Origin of the sequence: Plantactinospora sp. WMMB334 (assembly GCF_049179095.1) — a bacterium.
Classification (GTDB): Bacteria; Actinomycetota; Actinomycetes; order Mycobacteriales; family Micromonosporaceae; genus Plantactinospora.
Genome location: NZ_JBMHME010000002.1, coordinates 5,151,527 through 5,168,772 on the forward strand (window position 1 = coordinate 5,151,527; position 17,246 = coordinate 5,168,772).

Here is a 17,246-nt window from a genome sequence, read left to right on the forward strand (position 1 = left end):
GATGACATGGTGATCCGCCCTGTCCTACGTACCGTCGCCCTGACCGCCACCGGCCTGCTCGCGCTGGCCGGCGCCGCCGCCTGCGGGGACGGTGGCGGTGGTGGCGCCGACCCCGACCGGGTCGACGTCGTCGCCGCGTTCTACCCGCTCCAGTTCGTCAGCGAACGGGTCGGCGGCGACGCCGTCCGGGTGACGAATCTCGCCAAGCCCGGCGCCGAGCCGCACGACCTGGAGCTCAACCCGGGCCAGGTCGGCCAGATCAGCGACGCCGAGCTGGTGGTCCTGCTGGCCGGCTTCCAGCCGAGCGTGGACGAGGCGGTCGAACAGCAGGCGGCCGACCGGGCCTTCGACGTGGCCACCGTCACGCCACTGCTGGACGCGACCGCCGGCGGCCACGAGCACGAGGGCGAGGGCGAGGGCCACGAGGACGAGGGTGAGGAGGAACACGCGGGCGAGGGCGCGGAGTCGGCGACCGGAGAGCCGGGCGGAGAGCCGGGTGCCGGGGAGGAGCACGCCGGGGAGACCGCCGGGAAGGACCCGCACGTCTGGCTGGATCCGACCCGGCTGGCCGGGATCGCCGACAAGCTGGCCGAGCGGCTGGGCGCGGTCGACCCGGACCGGGCCGCCGACTACACCGCCCGGGCGGCCGCGCTCCGCACCGAGCTGGAGGCCCTGGATTCCGAGTACGCCGAGGGCCTGAAGACCTGCGAGCGGCGCGAGCTGGTGACCAGCCACACCGCGTTCGCGTACCTGGCGGAGCGCTACCAGTTGGAGCAGATCGGCATCTCCGGACTGAGCCCGGAGGACGAGCCGGCGCCGCAGCGGCTGGCCGAGGTGGCCGCCGAGGCCCGGGAGCACAGGACCACCACGATCTTCTTCGAGACCCTGGTCAGCCCGAAGGTCGCCGAGACGATCGCCCGGGAGGTCGGGGCGAAGACCGCCGTACTCGATCCGATCGAGGGCCTGCAGCCGGGCAGCACCGGGGACTATTTTTCGGTGATGCGCAGTAACCTCCAGACCCTGAAGACCGCACTCGGATGCTCATGACCGGACCCGTCGTCACCGTGGAGCACGGGGTGGTCGCCTACGACGACCGCCCCGTGCTCCGTGGCGTCTCCCTGCGGGTGAGCCCCGGCGAGGTGGTCGCCGTGCTCGGCGCCAACGGCTCCGGCAAGTCCACGCTGATCCGGTCGATCCTCGGCCTGGTGCCGCTGGCCGCCGGGGCGGTCACCCTCTTCGGCACCCCGCAGCGCCGCTTCCGGCAGTGGCAGCGGATCGGGTACGTGCCGCAGCGGGCGGGCGCCGGCAGCGGCGTACCGGCCACCGTGGCCGAGGTGGTCGCCTCCGGCCGGCTGGCCCGGCGCGGGGTGCTCCGGCCGCCGGGCCGCGCCGACCGGGCGGCGGTGGCCGAGGCGCTGCGCGCGGTCGGGCTCGCCGAGCGGGCCGGTGACCCGGTGGCGACCCTCTCCGGCGGTCAGCAGCAGCGCACCCTGATCGCGCGGGCCCTGGCCGGCCGGCCGGAGCTGCTGGTCCTCGACGAGCCGACCGCCGGGGTCGATTCGGCCAGCCAGGACGCCTTCGCCGAGGCGCTGCGCGGGTTCGTGGCCGGCGGCGGGACGGTGCTGCTGGTCGCGCACGAACTCGGGCCGCTGGCCGAGGTGGTCACCCGGGCGGTGGTCGTACACGAGGGGAAGATCGCGCACGACGGCCCGGTGCCGGAACCGGTCGGGCACCACGCGGCGCCCGGCCACGTCCACGTCCACCCGCACGCCTCGGAGGAATCCGCAGGATCGACCGGGATGTGGGGCGGCCGGGCATGAGTCTCTTCCAGTACGACTTCATGATCCGCGCCCTGGTCGGGGCGCTGGTGATCGGGCTGACCGCACCGGCGCTCGGCATCTATCTGGTGCAGCGCCGGATGTCGCTGATCGGCGACGGCGTCGGGCACGTCGCGCTCACCGGGGTCGGGGTCGGCCTGCTGCTCGACCGCTCCCCCGTGCTGACGGCGGTGATCGTCGCCGCCGTCGCCGCCGTCGCGATCGAGCTGATCCGGGAACGCGGCCGCACCTCCGGCGACGTCGCCCTGGCCATGCTCTTCTACGGCGGCATCGCCGGTGGCGTGATGCTGGTCGGGCTCTCCGGCAGCCGGAGCAACGCCAACCTGATGGCGTACCTCTTCGGCTCGCTGACCACGACCTCGCCGCAGGATCTGGTGGTGATCGTGGCGCTCGCGGCGCTGGTCCTGGTGACCATGGTCGCGCTGCGCCCGGCGCTCTTCGCGATCTGCCACGACGAGGAGTACGCCCGGGTTTCCGGCCTGCCGGTCCGGACGCTCAACCTGCTGCTCGCGGTGACCACGGCGGTGACCGTGACCATCGCGATGCGGGCGGTCGGGCTGCTGCTGATCAGCGCCCTGATGGTGGTGCCGGTGGCCACCGCGCAGCTCCTCACCCGGGGCTTCCTCGGCACCATGCTGGCGGCGATGGGGCTGGGGCTGTTCGCCTCCGGCTCCGGGGTCTGGCTGGCCGGCACCGCCAACACCGCGCTCGGGGCCACCATCGTGATCCTGGCGATCGGGCTCTTCCTGGTGGTCTCGGTGGGGGTGGCGGTACGCCGGGCGCTGGCCCGGCGGCGCGCCGTCCCCGGGCCGGAGCCGCAGGTCGAGCCCTGTGACGTGGCACTCGACGCCGCCCGGCAGGTGGCCCCGGACGCGCCTTCGGCGGCCGGGGCCACAGCCGCCCCGCCAGCCGGCCCCACACCCGTTGACCTTGGAACGGCGCACCGAACGGCGGTACGCCGTTAACAACGGTTACCGTTACAGGGTGACGAGCACGAACGCCTACGAGGCATACGCGGGCGCCGGTGAGCTGCTACGCGCGCTCGCCGCACCGATCCGGCTCGCCATCGTCAGCGAGCTCGCGCAGGGCGAACGGTGCGTACACGAGTTGGTGGAGCAGCTCGGCGCCCCGCAGCCGCTCGTCTCACAACACCTGCGGGTGCTCCGCGGCGCCGGGGTGGTACGCGGCTCGCGGCGCGGTCGGGAAATCGCCTATGCCTTGGTTGACGAGCACATCGCGCATATCGTGGCGGACGCGGTCAGCCACTCGGGCGAGACCACGTGACGGGGACGTCCGGCAGGCATCTGGTGCGACGTGAGGAGGGCGACATGGCGGCGGCGGACGGCGGCACCGCGACCCGCAACACCCGGCAGCGCAGCGCGGTCAGCGCACTGCTCGGCGAGGTGGAAGGCTTCCACAGCGCCCAGGACCTGCACGCGATGCTGCGCAGCCGGGGCGAGCGGGTCGGCCTGACCACGGTCTACCGCACCCTGCAGGGGCTGGCCGACGCGGGCGAGATCGACGTGATGCGGCCGCCGGGCGGGGAGCACCTCTACCGGCGGTGCAGCGAGGGGCACCACCACCACCTGGTCTGCCGGGCCTGCGGCCGTACGGTCGAGGTGGAGGGGCCGGCCGTGGAGAGCTGGGCCGGCCGGGTCGCCAGCAGGCACGGCTTCTCCGACGTCAGCCACACGCTCGAGATCTTCGGCACCTGCCCGGAGTGCACCACACGGTGACCCGGTCCACCGCCGTCCGGTGGCGGTGGACCGAGACCGACAGCCGCGGCGGTGGGGTGATGCTCAGTCAGCCGCCCGCCGGGGCCGGTGGCGCGTGATGCTCTCAGTCAGCCGCCCGCCGGGGCCGGTGGCGTGCAGCCGGGCCAGCCGGCGCCGAAGCAGACGAAGGCCGCCGCCGTGGCCCGCGCGGGACCGTCGCCGGTGGCGGTGAACTCCCGCTGGGCGGCGGCGAGCGCAGACGCCGGCCGGGCACCGGCCTCCATCCTGCGGTGCAGGTCCAGCATCAGCGCCGTGGTCAGGTCCGCCGGCACCGGCAGCACGGCGGCGATCAGACTGCTGGTGCCGAGGGCCAGCAGCACCGAGGTGAACCCCATGACCTCGTCGCCGGGGCGTACGCCGGACAGGCCCGAGTCGCAGGCGGAGAGCACGACACAGCCGGGCGGTCGGGGCAGCCGCTCCAGCTCGTACGCGGTAAGCGGACCGTCGGCGAGTTCCAGTGTGGAGAAGAGCGGGTTGTCCGCCCGGAACGTCCCGTGTGCGGCGATGTGTGCCAGCCGGGTTCCGTCCAGCCCCGTGGTCACCGCCTCGGCGGTCGCGCCATCGCCCGCCAGCAGACGCGCCCCGGGCAGCACCCGGCTCAGCAGCCGCACCTCGCTCTCGGCGGCGGGCAGGCGCGGACCGGCGGCCAGCAGCGGCGGGCCGTCCGGCGCGGTACGGCGGGCGGCCGCAAGCCACGCCGTCGCGGACGGAGCCACGGTCACCGGCCGTCCGGCGCAGGTCGGCAGACCGGCCCAGGCAACGGCGTGCAGCGCCCCGATCGGCACCATCACCAGCGGCCGGTCGGCCAGGATCGCCCGCAGGGGCCCGAAGAGCTGCCGGTCCAGGACCTCCGAGGCGTGCTCCACCCCGGCCCGCGCGTCCGGGGCGTCCCCGGTCACCACCAACCGGCGCAGGCCGAACCGGTGCAGCCGGGCCGCGTGCAGCGCCGCGTCGAGCGGGCCGAGATCGTGCAGGCTCGCCCGACCGTCCCGGAGCAGCACCGCCCGGAGCCGCTCCCGGTGTGCCACGAGTTCCACCAGCACGGCCCTGCCGAGCCATTCGCCGAGGGTGTGCACACCCGGCGGCGCCAGCAGCCCGCCACCGCCGTCGACCCCTCGGGCCAGCTCCCGGATGTGCCGTTCCAGCAGGATCTGGCGACGGCGCAGTGCGGTCACCGGTCGGCCGGCGAGCAGCGCCTCCTCCAGTGCGCCGCTGACCATCCGCAGCTCGGCGAGGGCAGCGGCGAGTCCGACGTCCTGCGGCGGGAGCACGGCCCGCATCCGCAGCGCGCTGGCCCGCCACCGCTCCGTCCAGGCGAGCACCTGGGCGGGCGTACCGGAGGTGATCGCGAGGTCGACGCCCTCGGCCGCCAACTCCTGGCCGTGTGCGCCGCTGTGCGCGCGCAGTTCGGTGGCGCCGAGCGCGGCCCGGTAGCCGTCGAGCACCGCCAGTCCGCGTTGCAGCGCGCGGGCGCCGCCCCGCTGGTCCCCGCCGAGCCGCCGGGAGAGCGCCAGCGCGTACCAGCCCTGTGCCCGCCGCGACGCCGTACCCCGGCGGCGCGCCCGCGCGGCGACCGCGAGCAGGTCGAGCGCCCGCCCGGTGCGGCCCAGCGCGGCGGCCAGCCCGGCGGCCTCGATCCGGGTGGTCAGCGCGGGACCAGGCCATCCGGTCGCGTCGAGCTGCCCGGCGGTGCGCACCATCGCGGCCAGCAGTGCGGCCGACCGGGTACCCCGGCGGAGTTCCGCGCGCAGTTCGACGTGCCGGGCGAAGGCGGCCCAGGTGCGGCGCCCCTGGCGGCGGAACCGGACACGTGCCGCCGCCGCGGCCTCGGTGGCGGTCGCCAGCTCACCGGCGAGCAGCGCGGCCCGGGCCCGGGCGAGCAGCGCCTCGGCGAGATCCGAGGCCATCCCGCGCCGTTGCAGCTCGCGTACGGCGACGCCGGCCACCTCGACCGCCTCGTCGACCAGTGGCACGGAGAGCAGCAGCTCGAACCGGTCGAGCAGCAGCGCCGGCCGGGGCACCTTGAGCCGGGCGTACTCCTCCTCGACGGCGGCGAAGCGGCGCAGCGCCCCCGGGATGTCGCCGCCGTGGCTCGCGGCGATGCCGAGGTTCCACTGGACGTCGGCGGCGGCCAGCTCCAGTCCGAGCTGTTGGAAGATGGCGGCGGCGCAGCCGAGGTCGTCGTCGGCGCCCAGGGTCGCACCCCGGTGCGCGTTGAGCAGTCCCCGGTTGTTCCGGGCGCGCGCCTCCAGCAGCAGGTCCCGTTCGTGTTGGGCGATCTCCACCGCGATCCCGTACTCCCGGACCGCCTCCTCGAACTGGCCCCGGAAGTGCAGCACCACGCCGCGCTGCATCCTGGCCCGGCCGGCGTCGGCGCCGGTCAACTGGGGCAGCGCCGAGGTGACCGCGGCGAGTGCGGCGGAGGTGCGGCCGGCGTTGGCGAGCACGTAGCCGAGGCTCATCCTGGCCAGCGCGGCCACCCGGGGTGACCCGGCGGCCCGGAGCGCGCGGCGCAGGTGCCGCAGCGCCCCCGGCAGGTCGTTGAGTTCCCGCAGGGCCAGCCCGATCGCCCGCTCCGCGGTGGACCGCTCGTCCGCGTCGGGTCGCCCGGTCGCCAGGACCCGCCGACCGATCGCGATGGCCTCGCGGGGATAACGCTGAACGGCGTCGAGCGCGGCGAGGGCAGTGGGAGCGACGGAACCGGCGCTGTCACCCATGCGGACAGAATCCCCGATAAATGGCCTTCGGTCAATCTGCACCCGTATCCGAAAAGAGGCGGTTCCAGGGCACCCATCGGGGCCGCGATTATTGACAATCGACTATCGCTGGAAAAGAATTGACGCCGCCGGAGAACGTTCAGGTAGGCCGCCGGAGAACGTTCAGGTAGGCCGCCGGGGAACGTTCCGGGAGTTGGCCCGTCAACCGCGCTTTTCTCGCACATCTGGAGGACCGGTGTCGCCTGACCGTCCCGTCGTGCCGCGCCCGACCGGTCGGCTGTCCCGTCGGCACCTCATGGTGTTGGCCGCGCTGGCCGCGACCACACCGTTGGGTGCCGGACTCCGACCGCGGCGCGCCGCCGCCGACCGGGACGACGACGCCGCATACCAGCGGGCGTTCCAACAACTGCTGGAGGCCGATCCGGACGTGCGCCACCACGCCGAGGCCGGCCGGGAGTTCCTCTACCGCCCCCGGCAGTTGCTGGTGGCCGACCCGGACACCCAACGGGTGGTGACCGCGCTGCGGAAGGCCGGCCATCAGGTCTCCCCGGGCGGCAGGTTCGCCGGCGTCACCCGACTGCATTTCGACCGGGAGACCGACGTGCCCTCCGTCGTGGCGACGCTGCGCGATCCCCGGCAGTGGCCCGGCCAGCCGGCCCCCCGGGTGCAACCGCACCACGTGCTCCTCGGCCACGGCAACATCATGGGCAACCCGGGCGGCCCGCCGCGGGTCGCGGCCGCGCTGCCCGCACCGGATCCGGCGCACGCCGGGGACGGTGCCGGGGTGACGGTCGGCATCTGCGACACCGGGCTCTGGCGACTGGCCGGCAGCCGGCACCCGCAGTGGCTCGGCGGCAGCTACCTGCCGCAGGCCGACGACGAGGACCCGCTCTACCTGCACAGCGACGTCCTCGGTCCGCAGGGCGGTCACGGCACGTTCGTCGCCGGGGTGGTCCGGCAGGCCGCGCCGGGCGTGCGGTTCGACCCCGAGCCGGCACTGGCCCCGACCGGCGTCGGTGACGAGGAGACGCTGACGGCGGCCCTGGCCGCGCTCAGCCCGCAGGTGTCGATCGTCAACCTGTCGCTGGGTTGTCTCACCCAGGACGACCTGCCACCGCTGCCGCTGGTGAACGTCCTCGCCGGCCGGCAGACCGGCACCGTCGTCGTCGCGGCCGTGGGCAACACCGGCACCGACCGACCGGCCTGGCCGGCGGCGCTCCCCGACGTGCTGGCGGTGGCCGCCGTCAGCCGGCAGGCGGACGAGCTGGTGCCGGCGGCGTACAGCGGCTTCGGGCCCTGGGTGGACGCCTGCGCGGTCGGCGAACGGAGCAGCACCTACGTCGACGGCCGGCTGCTGCTGCCCGGACGGCCCACCAGGCAGTTCCTCGGGTACGCGGCCTGGGCCGGCACGTCGTTCGCGGCGGCACACGTCTCGGGTCGGCTCGCCGCCGTGATGAGCGCCACCGGACTCGACGCCGAGCAGGCCCGGCAGCTCCTGCTCGACCAGCCCGCCTGGCACCCCGGCTACGGCGTGCTCGTTGACTGAACGTCCGGACCCGGACACGCGTTCCGATGCCGGCCCGGCACCGGACGTTCGAGGGACGCGCGGACCCCTCGCCGACCTGGTCTCCGCCGCCGTGGACGGTGACGAGCTCGCCTGGGCCGAACTCGTCCGCCGCTACACCCCGCTGGTGCTCTCGGTGATCCGGGCGCACCGGCTGAACCGGACCGACGCGGCGGACGTGAACCAGACCGTCTGGCTGCGCCTGGTGGAGCATCTGGGCCGGGTGCGCGAGCCGGCCGCCCTGGCGACCTGGCTGGCCACCACCACACGGCGGGAGTGCTACCGGCTGGTCCGCGTCGGCCGGCGTACCCAGCCGTTCGACCCGCTCGACGACGCCGTCGAAGCGACCATCGGCGCGCTGTTGCCGCAGGACGTCACGTCGCCGGACGAGAACCTGCTCCGGGCGGAACGCCGGCAGGCGCTGCGGGACGGCTTCGACCAGCTTCCGGCACGCTGCCGAGGGCTGCTGTCCCTGCTGGTCGCCGATCCTCCGACGAGCTATCGGGAGATCGCGGAGCGGTTGGGCATGCCGATCGGCAGCATCGGCCCGTCGCAGGCACGATGCCTGCGGAAGCTGCGCGACTCCCCCGCGCTCGCCGCGTTCGTCGGAGCGTCATCGGAGGCGGACGGAAACGGAGGTGACCGCGATGGGGCAGTGGCCGCCAGACGATGACGACGCCCTGCTGCGCGAGCTGGCCGAGGCCCTGCGCGACGCCGGACCGCCACCGGACGGGTTCCCGGCCGACACGGGTGAGTCCCGCACCACAGGCGCGGAGGAGTTCCTGGCCGCCGGCTACGCGGCGTTCAGCTGGCGGACCGTGGACGCCGAGCTGGCCATCGCCGAACTGACCTTCGACTCGGCGTGCGACCCCGAGCCCGCCGGGCTGACCCGGTCCGCCGGCTCCGCCCGCGCCCTGGCGTTCCACGCCGGCCCGGTCGTCGTGGCGATCGAGGTCACCGGGACCGGCATCGTCGGCCAGCTTTCGCCGGCTCGCGGCGGCCGGGTCGCCGCCCGCACCCCGCGCGGCACGTACGAGGAGGTGGCGGTGGATGCCGTCGGCTTCTTCTCGCTGGGTCCGCCGCCCTCCGGTCCCGTCCAGCTACAGGCGCACACGCCGGAGTACGCGGTCGCGACGAGCTGGGTGTCGCTGCGCTGAACCGCCCCCGAAACCGCCGGCACGCCGAGGCGTCGCCGGGCGATGACCGCTACCCGGATGTACGGCCGTACAGGAGAACGGTCGGGCATGGTTGATACAAATCGGCGGATAATTCTTCCACCCGCATTCCGCCTTATCCGAGAATTACTCCCTCCCCGGCAAATGCGGGCACGCGTCGCAATCGAATTATCTACATATTCCATTGCCTTCGATCACTGATTAGAGTCGTTTTGCCGGCCCCGTGGAAGCGCGCTTCTCACTACTCATCGCCCCAGTACCGAAGGAGAACCAACCCCATGACCACTGCGAGTCCACGCCTGCTCCGAACCTCGATAGCGTTGTTCGGCGCGGTACTGGCGACGCTGCTGACCCTCTCGACGAGCAGCGCCGCCCTGGGTGGCGGCGCCGGCAACGGGTCGACGACCGCCGCCCCGGCCGCCGAGCGTACCGACGTGTTCATGAAGGACATCGCGTCGGATGTCGGGAACGAGCCGCACGGGGCGATCTATTCGTCCTTCTTCAACAGCCCGGACGTCAAGATCTGCCCCAGCGCGGTCGAGTGTGCCTCCCACACGAACCCGGTCGTCGGGTCGACCAGCTACATCTTCGTCAAGCTGCGGAACCCGGGCCCGTACGGGTCGGGGATCAGCTCCGGCACGCTGCGCGCGTACTACACCACCTCGGGTGGCGCGGCGAACTGGCCGGTCCACTGGACCCCGATCGGCGCGAAGAGCCTGCCGGTCGCGCCCGGTGAGACGGTCACCTCCATCGCGTGGCCCAACGTGCCCTCCATCGGACACTTCTGCCTCCTGCTCCGCTGGGAGTCCGCGACCGATCCGATGAACTTCGAGGGCACGGCGACGTCCATCAACACGCAGTACAACAACAACATCGTCTGGAAGAACGCCAACACCGTCCCGGCCACCCCGGGCGGGCCGCCGGTGGACCGCCCGTACGCGCTGGCGAACGCGCTGCCGGTGCCGGCAAACTTCGACCTCGTGTTCCGTCCGGCGGACCAGGTCGTGCCGGGGGTCAAGGTCGTGGTCGACCTCGGCCCGGAGCTCTTCGAGCGCTGGGTGCGCAACGGCCGGGCGGGTGACGGCATCCGGGTGGTCGGGCGGAACCAACTGGAGGTCGACCCGGCCCGGGCACAGATCAGGGACCTGCTGATCAATCCGGAGGAGCGTCCCGTCGTCAAGCTGAGCTTCGCGGCCGGTGAGGCCGTGCAGAAGCCGTACGTGCTCCAGGTGCTCCAGGTCGGACCCGCCCGCGAGGTCGGCGAGAAGTTCGTGCTGGGCGGGGTGGACTACACCATCGTGTCGGACCGGCGCTGACCAACGACAGCACGGTGGGGGCTGGTGGGCCGGGGAGCGCATCCCCGGCCCACCGGCACGGCGGCGCACGGCGGCCCGTGGCACGCTGACCGGCATGAAGATCTATGCCGACCGGATCCCGACCGCCGCCCGCCAGGTTCTCACCGATCTGCTCGTCGTCGCCTGGGTCTACCTCTGGATCCGGGCCGCGATGTGGCTGCACGACCTGGTGCAGAAGCTCGCCGTACCCGGACGGAAGCTGGAGGGGGCCGGCGGCGGGCTGGCCGACAACCTGGCCGACGCCGGTGGCAAGGTCGGCCGGTTGCCGGTGGTCGGCGACGAGCTGACCTCGCCGTTCGAGAAGGCCGCCGGGGCGGCGCGGGCGATGGCGGACGCCGGGCGGGAGCAGCAGGAGCTCGTCGGTGAGCTGGCGCTGGCACTGTCGCTGGCCCTGCTGGTGTTTCCGCTTGGCGTGGTGCTGTTGGGGTGGCTGCCGTTGCGGGTCCGGTGGATGCGGCGGGCCGCCGCCGCCAAGGCGTTGCGGTCGGCGCCGGCCGGGCGGGACCTGCTGGCGTTGCGGGCGCTGGCCAACCAGCCGATCCGGCGGCTGACCCGGATCGACCCGGACGTGGCGCAGGCGTGGCGGCGGGGTGATGTCGGGGCGGTGGAGGCGCTGGCGGCCCTGGAGCTGCGCGCGCTCGGGCTACGTGGTGCACCGGGCCGCCGATGACGATGCCCGCAGTGGCTGGCCAGCGCCGCCGCTGCCAGCCACAATGTGCGGGCGGGCGGCATGATCGCCCGCCGGCAGCGCCTGCCGACGCCGCACGTCAAGGATGGCCGTGTACGGACAAGAGCAGTCCCCGGACGCCTTCCCCCGCCGCCCGCTCGGCCGCACCGGCCTGCGCGTCACCCCGGTCTGCGTCGGCGGCGGCCCGCTGGGCGGCATGCCGGGCGTCTTCGGGTACGACGTCGACGCCGTACGCGGCACCGAGACCGCGCTCGCCGCGCTGACCGGCCCGTTCAACTTCCTCGACACCGCCGCCGGCTACAGCGACGGGGAGAGCGAGCGGCGGATCGGTGCCGCGCTGCGCCGGATCGGTGGGGTGCCGGAGGGTTTCGTGCTCGCCACCAAGGTCGACCGCGACCTCGGCACCGGCGACTTCTCCGGCGCACAGACGCGCCGCTCCGCCGAGGGGAGCCTGGAACGGCTCGGCCTGGACCGGCTGCCGCTGGTCTATCTGCACGATCCGGAACACATAAGCTTCGAGGCGGGGATGGCGCCGGGCGGCCCGGTCGAGACGCTGCTGGAGTTGCAGCGCGAGGGCGTGATCGCGCACCTCGGGGTGGCCGGCGGCCCGGTGGAGCTGATGGCGCGCTACCTGCGTACGGGGCACTTCGCGGCGCTGATCACGCACAACCGGTGGACCCTGGTGGACCGCTCGGCCGGTGACCTGATCGACGAGGCGGTGGCCCTCGGCGTCGGCGTGGTGAACGCGGCACCCTTCGCCAGCGGCATCCTGGCCAAGGGCCCCGCCCGGTTCACCAGGTACGCCTACCGGGAGGCGGACGCCGGCACGCTGGAGCGGATCCGGGCGATGGAGGCGGCGTGCGCGGCGCACGGCGTACCGCTCGGGGCGGCGGCGCTGCAGTTCTCCCTGCGTGACCCCCGGATCACCGCCACCATCGTCGGGGTCTCCCGCCCGGAGCGGATCGCCGAGACGGCCCGCCTCGCCACCTGGGAGATCCCCGAGGAGCTCTGGGAGACCCTCGCCCCGCTCACCGCCCCGAAGGAGTCCTGGCTCTACTGAGCCGGGCCACCGGCTGTCCGGAGCACCGCGCCCCGTCCGGTCACCTCTCGTCGGGGCGCGGGATGCGGCGGCGTACGTCCTCGGCCGTCGACGGGCCGGGCTGCCAGGCGGCCACCCAGGGCAGGTCGGCGGCGGGGGTGACCACCCCGTCCTCCAGGAACGCGTACCGGCCGGCGAGGATCCGCTTCGCCGCCACGGTGTCGACCGAGTCGGTGTTCTCCCAGAGCGCCCGGAAGAGCGCGGCGACGCGCACCCGGGCCTGCCGGCAGAAGAGGTCGGCCAGCTCCACGCCCTCCGGCCGGGTCTCCCGTTCGGCGTTCGCCCGCACGCAGACCGCCGACATGGCGAAGAGCTCGGCGCCGATGTCCACGATCCGGCCGAGGAAGCCCTGCTTGTGCTCGAGTTTGCCCTGCCAGCGGGACATCCCCCAGAACGTCGACCGGGCCAGCTTGCGGGCGGTCCGCTCGACGTGCCGCAGGTGGCCGGCGAGGTTGCCGTACTCGGCGTACCCGCTCGGGGTCTGGCCACGGCCGACGGCGAGGCTCGGCAGCCAGCGCGCGTAGAACGCGCCCGCCTTCGCCCCGGCCCGCACCTTCTGGCCCAGCTCGGCCTCGGGGTCGATGATGTCGCCGGCCACCGAGAGGTGGGCGTCGACCGCCTCCCGGGCGATCAGCAGGTGCATGATCTCGGTCGAGCCCTCGAAGATCCGGTTGATCCGCAGGTCGCGGAGGATCTGCTCGACGGCGGCCGGGCGTTCGCCCCGGGCGGCCAGCGACTCGGCGGTCTCGTAGCCGCGCCCGCCCCGGATCTGCACCAGCTCGTCGGCGATCTTCCAGGCCATCTCGCTGGCGTAGAGCTTGACCAGCGCCGCCTCGATCCGGATGTCGTTGCGGTCGTCGTCGGCGAGCAGGCAGCTCAGGTCGAGCATGGTCTCCATGCCGTACGTGGTGGCGGCGATGAAGGCGAGCTTGCTCGCCACCGCCTCGTGCCCGCCGACCGGGCGGCCCCACTGGACCCGCTCGGCGGCCCACTCCCGGGCCACGTTCAGCGACCATTTTCCGGCGCCGACGCACATCGCCGGCAGCGAGAGCCGGCCGGTGTTCAGGGTGGTCAGTGCGATCTTCAGGCCGCGTCCCTCGCCGCCGACGACGTTCTCGGCGGGTACGACGACGTCGGTGAACCGGGTCAGGCTGTTCTCCAGCCCGCGCAGCCCGAGGAAGGCGTTGCGCCGCTCGACGGTGATGCCCGGCGAGTCGGCCTCGACCACGAAGGCGGTGATCCCGCCGCGCCGCCCCTCCGCGGCGGGCACCCGGGCCATCACCACCAGCAGGCTCGCCACGGTGCCGTTGGTGGCCCAGAGCTTGACGCCGTTGAGCCGGTAGCCGGTGCCGTCCTCGGTCGGCTCGGCGGTGGTGGCGAGCCGGGCCGGGTCGGAGCCGACGTCGGGCTCGGTGAGCAGGAACGCCGAGACCTCACCGGCGGCGAGCCGGGGCAGGAAGCGCTGCTTCTGCTCGTCGGTGCCGAAGATCTTGAGCGGCTGCGGCACCCCGATCGACTGGTGCGCCGAGAGCAGCGCGCCGATCACCGGGCTGACCGAGCCGGCCAGGGTGAGCGCGCGGCAGTAGTGCAGGTTGGAGAGGCCGAGACCGCCGTACTTCTGGTCGATCTTCATGCCGAAGGCGCCCAGCCGGCCGAGCCCGGCGAAGACCTCGTCCGGGATCCGGGCGTCCCGCTCGATCGCCTCGCCGTCCACGTCGGAGCGTACGTAGGCGCCGAGCCGGGAGAGGAACTCCTCGGCCCGCGCGGCGCGCTCCGGTTCGGGTTGGGGCCAGGGGTCGATCAGGTCCAGCCGGAGCCGGCCGAGGAAGAGTTCCTTGCCGAAGCTCGGCTTGCCCCACTCCGCTTCCCGGGCCGCCTCGGCGACCTGCCGGGCCTCCCGCTCGGTGACCTGACCGGCCTCCGTCGGCAGCGGCCCGACTCCGTCCGAGTCACCCGCCGCCGGCCTGTTCTGCTCTGTCGTGGTCACGGCAACCCCTTCCGAGCTGTGCGGAAGGACCCTCACCGATCTTCCTGACTCCCGGCAGGGGCCCCTATCTGTCGTCCGAGCGATCCACGCGAACAACCCTACCCCGACTTGTTACCCGACAGTAGCAACGTCATGCCACCCCCTCAATCCCCGACCCGGAATCGACAGATTCCACAGCGTCACGTCCCCGGCGGACGATCGACGCACCGCTGCTCGACTCCTCCGCACGCAACTGCGGCGGTTGCGGGTCACCGCCGCCCGCTACCCGGCCCCCCGGCCGACCGGGCGCCGACACCGGCGCCCTCTTCGTGAAACTCCTGCTCCGGGTGGCCGCCCCGTCACCACCACCGCTACCACCACCGCCACCTCGCCGCCCGCCGCCCGTCACCTGTACACCAGAGGCGTAATTCGGCCTTGATAACGCCTCTGATGTACAGGTGACCGAGCCGGCGGCAAGGTGCCGGCAGGCGGAGACCGGCGCGGGGATGGCGTCGCCGGCGGCCGGCGGCCGTCGGTGTCGGTGTCGGTGTCGGTGTCGGTGTCGGCGTCGGCGTCGGCGTCGGCGTCGGCGTCGGTGTCGGCGTCGGCGTCGGCGTCGGCGGCCTGGGGACGAGCGGCCTGGGGACGAGCGGCCCGGCGGTCACGACCTGACCGACCGTCACGACCTGACCGACCCGGGTGTGCATCTCCCGTTGCCCCTCGGTGATACCAATAGGCTGGTACCGATCTCGTCGGCCGATGGTGGTTGGGGGCAGGATGACGCACCGATCCAGGTTCCGGTTCCGGCTGGCAGGGCTGGCCGCCGTCGGCACACTCCTGCTGGCCGGCGGCTGCGCCGGAGGCGACGACGACACCTCCGCATCCCCCGCCGCGACGACGGCGGCAACGACGACGGCGACCACGCCGCCCACCACGACCGCGCCCCCCTCGCCGAGCGGAGATGCGGCGGCGCTCAAGTTCGGCCTCCCGAAATATCCGGACGCACTGGTCGACGCCGAGGGCCGGGCGGTCTACACGTTCAGCGGCGACGAGCACGGCAACGTCACCTGCCTGGGTGCCTGCGCGGCGGAGTGGCCACCGGTGCTCACCGTGGGCACTCCCACGCTCGCCGGTGAGTCGTCCAACCGACCCGGCCGGCAGGGGCTCGGCAACGGCACCTGGCAGGCGACATACGGCTCCTGGCCGCTCTACTACTACTCGGGCGACAGGGCGCCGGGCCAGGTGAACGGTCTGGGCCGGCAGGCCCACGGCGGCACATTCATGATCATCCTGCGGAACACCAACCGGGTCGGTTGAGTGCTCAGTGCACCGGGGCGGCGGCAGGTGGGATCGCGCGCAGCTCCTTCAGGGCGTACGTCGCGGCCCGCTCCACCGCCCTGATCCCGTCGCCTCGGCTGGCGTGGTGGTCGGAGAGTACGGCGATCAGCCAGTCCCGCCCCGGCTCGACGATCCGGCCGATGCTGTTCGCCAGCCACAGCCCGTCGTCATCGTCAACCGTCGTCCAACCGTTCTTGACGTAGCTCGCGGTGCTGGCCCGACCGGCGGCGGCGGTGATGCCCCAGTCCTGCTCGTCGTCGACCTGTCCGAGCAGCCCGAAGAGCAGCTTCCGGCTGTCGTCGGTCAGCGGACCGGCCGGATCGGTGACCGACGACAGCAGCCGGAGCTGGTCGGCGGCGGTCGTCGTGGTCAGCCCCCAGCTCGAGGCGACCGTCGTCTGACGCAACCCGAGGGTCCGGTTCGCGGCGGTCAGCCCGGCCCGGTAACCGATGGTCGCGTAGAGGCTGCTCGCGGCGGCGTTGTCGCTGACCACGATCATCGACCGGGCCAGTTGCCGTTCCTGTGCGCCGAGCCTGCGACCCTGGTCCTGCCGGCGCAGCAGCAGCGCCGCCAGGATGTCGACCTTGACGATGCTCGCCGTCTGGAACCGCCGGGTCCCGGCGGCGACCGCCAGCCCGCTGGTCCGATCCTGCACGGCCAGGGTGACCCGACCGCCGACCCCGCGCAGGTACTTCTCGATCCGGGTACGCGCCAGTGCCTCGTGGTCCGGCGTCGGGCTGGGTGTCGGTCGGGCCGTGCTGGCCCGCGGGGCGGGACGCTGCGAGGTGTCCTCGCCACTCATCGACCGGTACGCCAGCCCGGATCCGGCGGCACCCGCCCCGAGCAGCGCGGCGGCGGTGGCGACGAGCAGGTTCCGGCGGCTCGGCCCGGCTCGGCGACTAGTCAAGGAGGTCTCCCAACTTCTCCGCCACCGCGTACCCCGTACGCCTGTCCACCGGCCCGGGGATCTGGATCGTCGAGAGGCGTTCGCCGTGGCGTACCGCCACCAGCAGCGTGGACCGGGCGGAGGTGCCGGGCGACTCGATCCGCCCCTGCACGATCAGCCCGTCCTGCGGCGGCAGGTCGCTGTCGAGAAGCGTGAACGAGATGGTCCCGCCGTAGGCGTCGTAGCGCCGGCAGGTGTCCAGGACCCGCCGCACGTCGTCGAGGGCCCGCGCCGCCCACCCCGGCTCGTACGCCTCGACGACGTGCGTCGCGACCATCGCCGACCCGTCGTGCCGGTAGCGGCGCTGCACGGCGCCCGTCCGGTGCCGCTGGGCCGGATAGTCCGCGTCCCGGTACGCCGGGCAGTCCGCCTGGAGCCAGGGCCACGGCGGTGGCTCCGGCGGGTGTGAGCTCTGCCGCCATCCCTCGCCCAGACCGGTGGGCGCGAGCAGCGCCGCATCGAGCAGGGCGGAGGGCGCCGGTCGCCCGTCGTCGGGATCGGTCGCCACCACCGGGGGCGCCTGCCCTGCCGGCGACGGGCCCGGTGAGCCGCTACCGCAGGCCGCGACGACGCCGGTGGCCGCCAGCAGCACCAGCAGCGGGACGCCTCGCGACGGCCGTCTCCGGACGTCCGGATCACGTCGGGTGGGTTCCGTCGTCGGCCTGTCGACGGCCGGTCGCGGCCTTGTTCGGGCTGTCACGCCCTTCATGACGGCTACGGCGTGCCGCGGCGTTGCATCGGGTCGCACACCCGCGCCACGGGCCAGCCCTGGGAACCTGCTCCGC

General features: G+C 73.8%; 15 protein-coding genes and 1 pseudogene. 12 read left to right on the plus strand and 4 right to left on the minus strand.

Annotation, left to right across the window (positions count from 1 at the left end):
- Positions 1–6 precede the first annotated feature (6 nt).
- From ACN27G_RS21935 to ACN27G_RS21955, 5 genes and pseudogenes are all read left to right on the plus strand, one after another.
- Positions 7–1,047: a metal ABC transporter substrate-binding protein gene (locus ACN27G_RS21935; protein WP_421494649.1), complete on the plus strand. Its 1,041-nt coding sequence runs from the start codon at positions 7–9 to the stop codon at positions 1,045–1,047.
- Positions 1,044–1,820 (plus strand): metal ABC transporter ATP-binding protein, encoded by a 777-nt coding sequence (locus ACN27G_RS21940; RefSeq protein WP_421494650.1) that lies wholly within the window; start codon positions 1,044–1,046, stop codon positions 1,818–1,820. The genes ACN27G_RS21935 and ACN27G_RS21940 overlap by 4 nt, the downstream gene beginning before the upstream one ends.
- Positions 1,817–2,683: pseudogene (locus ACN27G_RS21945) on the plus strand (metal ABC transporter permease); the annotation flags it as partial. The gene ACN27G_RS21940 and the pseudogene ACN27G_RS21945, both read left to right, overlap by 4 nt.
- A gap of 139 nt (positions 2,684–2,822) precedes the next feature.
- Entirely contained in the window at positions 2,823–3,122 is a 300-nt protein-coding gene (locus ACN27G_RS21950) for an ArsR/SmtB family transcription factor (protein ID WP_421494651.1), read from the plus strand.
- A gap of 44 nt (positions 3,123–3,166) precedes the next feature.
- On the plus strand, positions 3,167–3,574 hold the full coding sequence (locus tag ACN27G_RS21955) for a Fur family transcriptional regulator (RefSeq protein ID WP_421494652.1): 408 nt from the start codon (positions 3,167–3,169) through the stop codon (positions 3,572–3,574).
- A 107-nt stretch (positions 3,575–3,681) separates the two neighbouring features.
- Here ACN27G_RS21955 and ACN27G_RS21960 read toward each other — a convergent pair whose 3' ends face one another.
- Entirely contained in the window at positions 3,682–6,330 is a 2,649-nt protein-coding gene (locus ACN27G_RS21960) for a CHAT domain-containing protein (protein ID WP_421494653.1), read from the minus strand.
- Positions 6,331–6,586: 256 nt separating this feature from the next.
- Between ACN27G_RS21960 and ACN27G_RS21965 the strand changes: the two genes are divergently transcribed.
- The 6 genes from ACN27G_RS21965 (at position 6,587) to ACN27G_RS21990 (ending at position 12,172) form a co-directional block, all read left to right on the plus strand.
- Positions 6,587–7,876 carry a S8 family peptidase gene (locus ACN27G_RS21965; protein WP_421494654.1) on the plus strand — a complete coding sequence of 430 codons (1,290 nt, stop codon included), beginning with the start codon at positions 6,587–6,589 and terminating at the stop codon, positions 7,874–7,876.
- Positions 7,869–8,567 carry an RNA polymerase sigma factor gene (locus ACN27G_RS21970; RefSeq protein ID WP_421494655.1) on the plus strand — a complete coding sequence of 233 codons (699 nt, stop codon included), beginning with the start codon at positions 7,869–7,871 and terminating at the stop codon, positions 8,565–8,567. The genes ACN27G_RS21965 and ACN27G_RS21970 overlap by 8 nt, the downstream gene beginning before the upstream one ends.
- Complete coding sequence (locus ACN27G_RS21975; protein ID WP_421494656.1) at positions 8,542–9,051, plus strand: hypothetical protein; 510 nt, start codon at positions 8,542–8,544, stop codon at positions 9,049–9,051. The genes ACN27G_RS21970 and ACN27G_RS21975 overlap by 26 nt, the downstream gene beginning before the upstream one ends.
- Positions 9,052–9,347: 296 nt before the next feature.
- On the plus strand, positions 9,348–10,385 hold the full coding sequence (locus ACN27G_RS21980; RefSeq protein ID WP_421494657.1) for a hypothetical protein: 1,038 nt from the start codon (positions 9,348–9,350) through the stop codon (positions 10,383–10,385).
- Between the two features lie 94 nt (positions 10,386–10,479).
- A complete protein-coding gene (locus ACN27G_RS21985; protein WP_421494658.1) occupies positions 10,480–11,094 on the plus strand; it encodes a hypothetical protein in 615 nt (204 codons plus the stop codon).
- A 109-nt stretch (positions 11,095–11,203) separates the two neighbouring features.
- Positions 11,204–12,172, plus strand: a complete 969-nt coding sequence (locus ACN27G_RS21990) for an aldo/keto reductase (protein ID WP_421494659.1) — start codon at positions 11,204–11,206, stop codon at positions 12,170–12,172.
- A gap of 40 nt (positions 12,173–12,212) precedes the next feature.
- Here ACN27G_RS21990 and ACN27G_RS21995 read toward each other — a convergent pair whose 3' ends face one another.
- The gene (locus tag ACN27G_RS21995; protein ID WP_421494660.1) at positions 12,213–14,198 is read right to left on the minus strand and encodes an acyl-CoA dehydrogenase family protein; all 1,986 of its coding nucleotides are present in this window, start codon (positions 14,196–14,198) and stop codon (positions 12,213–12,215) included.
- A gap of 756 nt (positions 14,199–14,954) precedes the next feature.
- Here ACN27G_RS21995 and ACN27G_RS22000 point away from each other — a divergent pair.
- The gene (locus tag ACN27G_RS22000) at positions 14,955–15,494 is read left to right on the plus strand and encodes a hypothetical protein (RefSeq protein ID WP_421494661.1); all 540 of its coding nucleotides are present in this window, start codon (positions 14,955–14,957) and stop codon (positions 15,492–15,494) included.
- Between the two features lie 4 nt (positions 15,495–15,498).
- Here ACN27G_RS22000 and ACN27G_RS22005 read toward each other — a convergent pair whose 3' ends face one another.
- A complete protein-coding gene (locus tag ACN27G_RS22005; protein WP_421494662.1) occupies positions 15,499–16,422 on the minus strand; it encodes a serine hydrolase in 924 nt (307 codons plus the stop codon).
- Positions 16,415–17,053, minus strand: coding sequence for a hypothetical protein (locus tag ACN27G_RS22010; RefSeq protein ID WP_421494663.1), 639 nt, complete (start codon positions 17,051–17,053; stop codon positions 16,415–16,417). The genes ACN27G_RS22005 and ACN27G_RS22010 overlap by 8 nt, the downstream gene beginning before the upstream one ends.
- Positions 17,054–17,246 lie beyond the last annotated feature (193 nt).

Bases quoted from the DNA above. Each gene is read 5' to 3' on its own strand.
- ACN27G_RS21955 (WP_421494652.1), top strand. From the start codon at position 3,167: ATGGCGGCGGCGGACGGCGGCACCGCGACCCGCAACACCCGGCAGCGC.
- ACN27G_RS22000 (WP_421494661.1), top strand. From the start codon at position 14,955: ATGACGCACCGATCCAGGTTCCGGTTCCGGCTGGCAGGGCTGGCCGCC.
- ACN27G_RS21975 (WP_421494656.1), top strand. From the start codon at position 8,542: ATGGGGCAGTGGCCGCCAGACGATGACGACGCCCTGCTGCGCGAGCTG.
- ACN27G_RS21960 (WP_421494653.1), bottom strand. From the start codon at position 6,330: ATGGGTGACAGCGCCGGTTCCGTCGCTCCCACTGCCCTCGCCGCGCTC.
- ACN27G_RS21985 (WP_421494658.1), top strand. From the start codon at position 10,480: ATGAAGATCTATGCCGACCGGATCCCGACCGCCGCCCGCCAGGTTCTC.
- ACN27G_RS21935 (WP_421494649.1), top strand. From the start codon at position 7: ATGGTGATCCGCCCTGTCCTACGTACCGTCGCCCTGACCGCCACCGGC.
- ACN27G_RS21940 (WP_421494650.1), top strand. From the start codon at position 1,044: ATGACCGGACCCGTCGTCACCGTGGAGCACGGGGTGGTCGCCTACGAC.
- ACN27G_RS21980 (WP_421494657.1), top strand. From the start codon at position 9,348: ATGACCACTGCGAGTCCACGCCTGCTCCGAACCTCGATAGCGTTGTTC.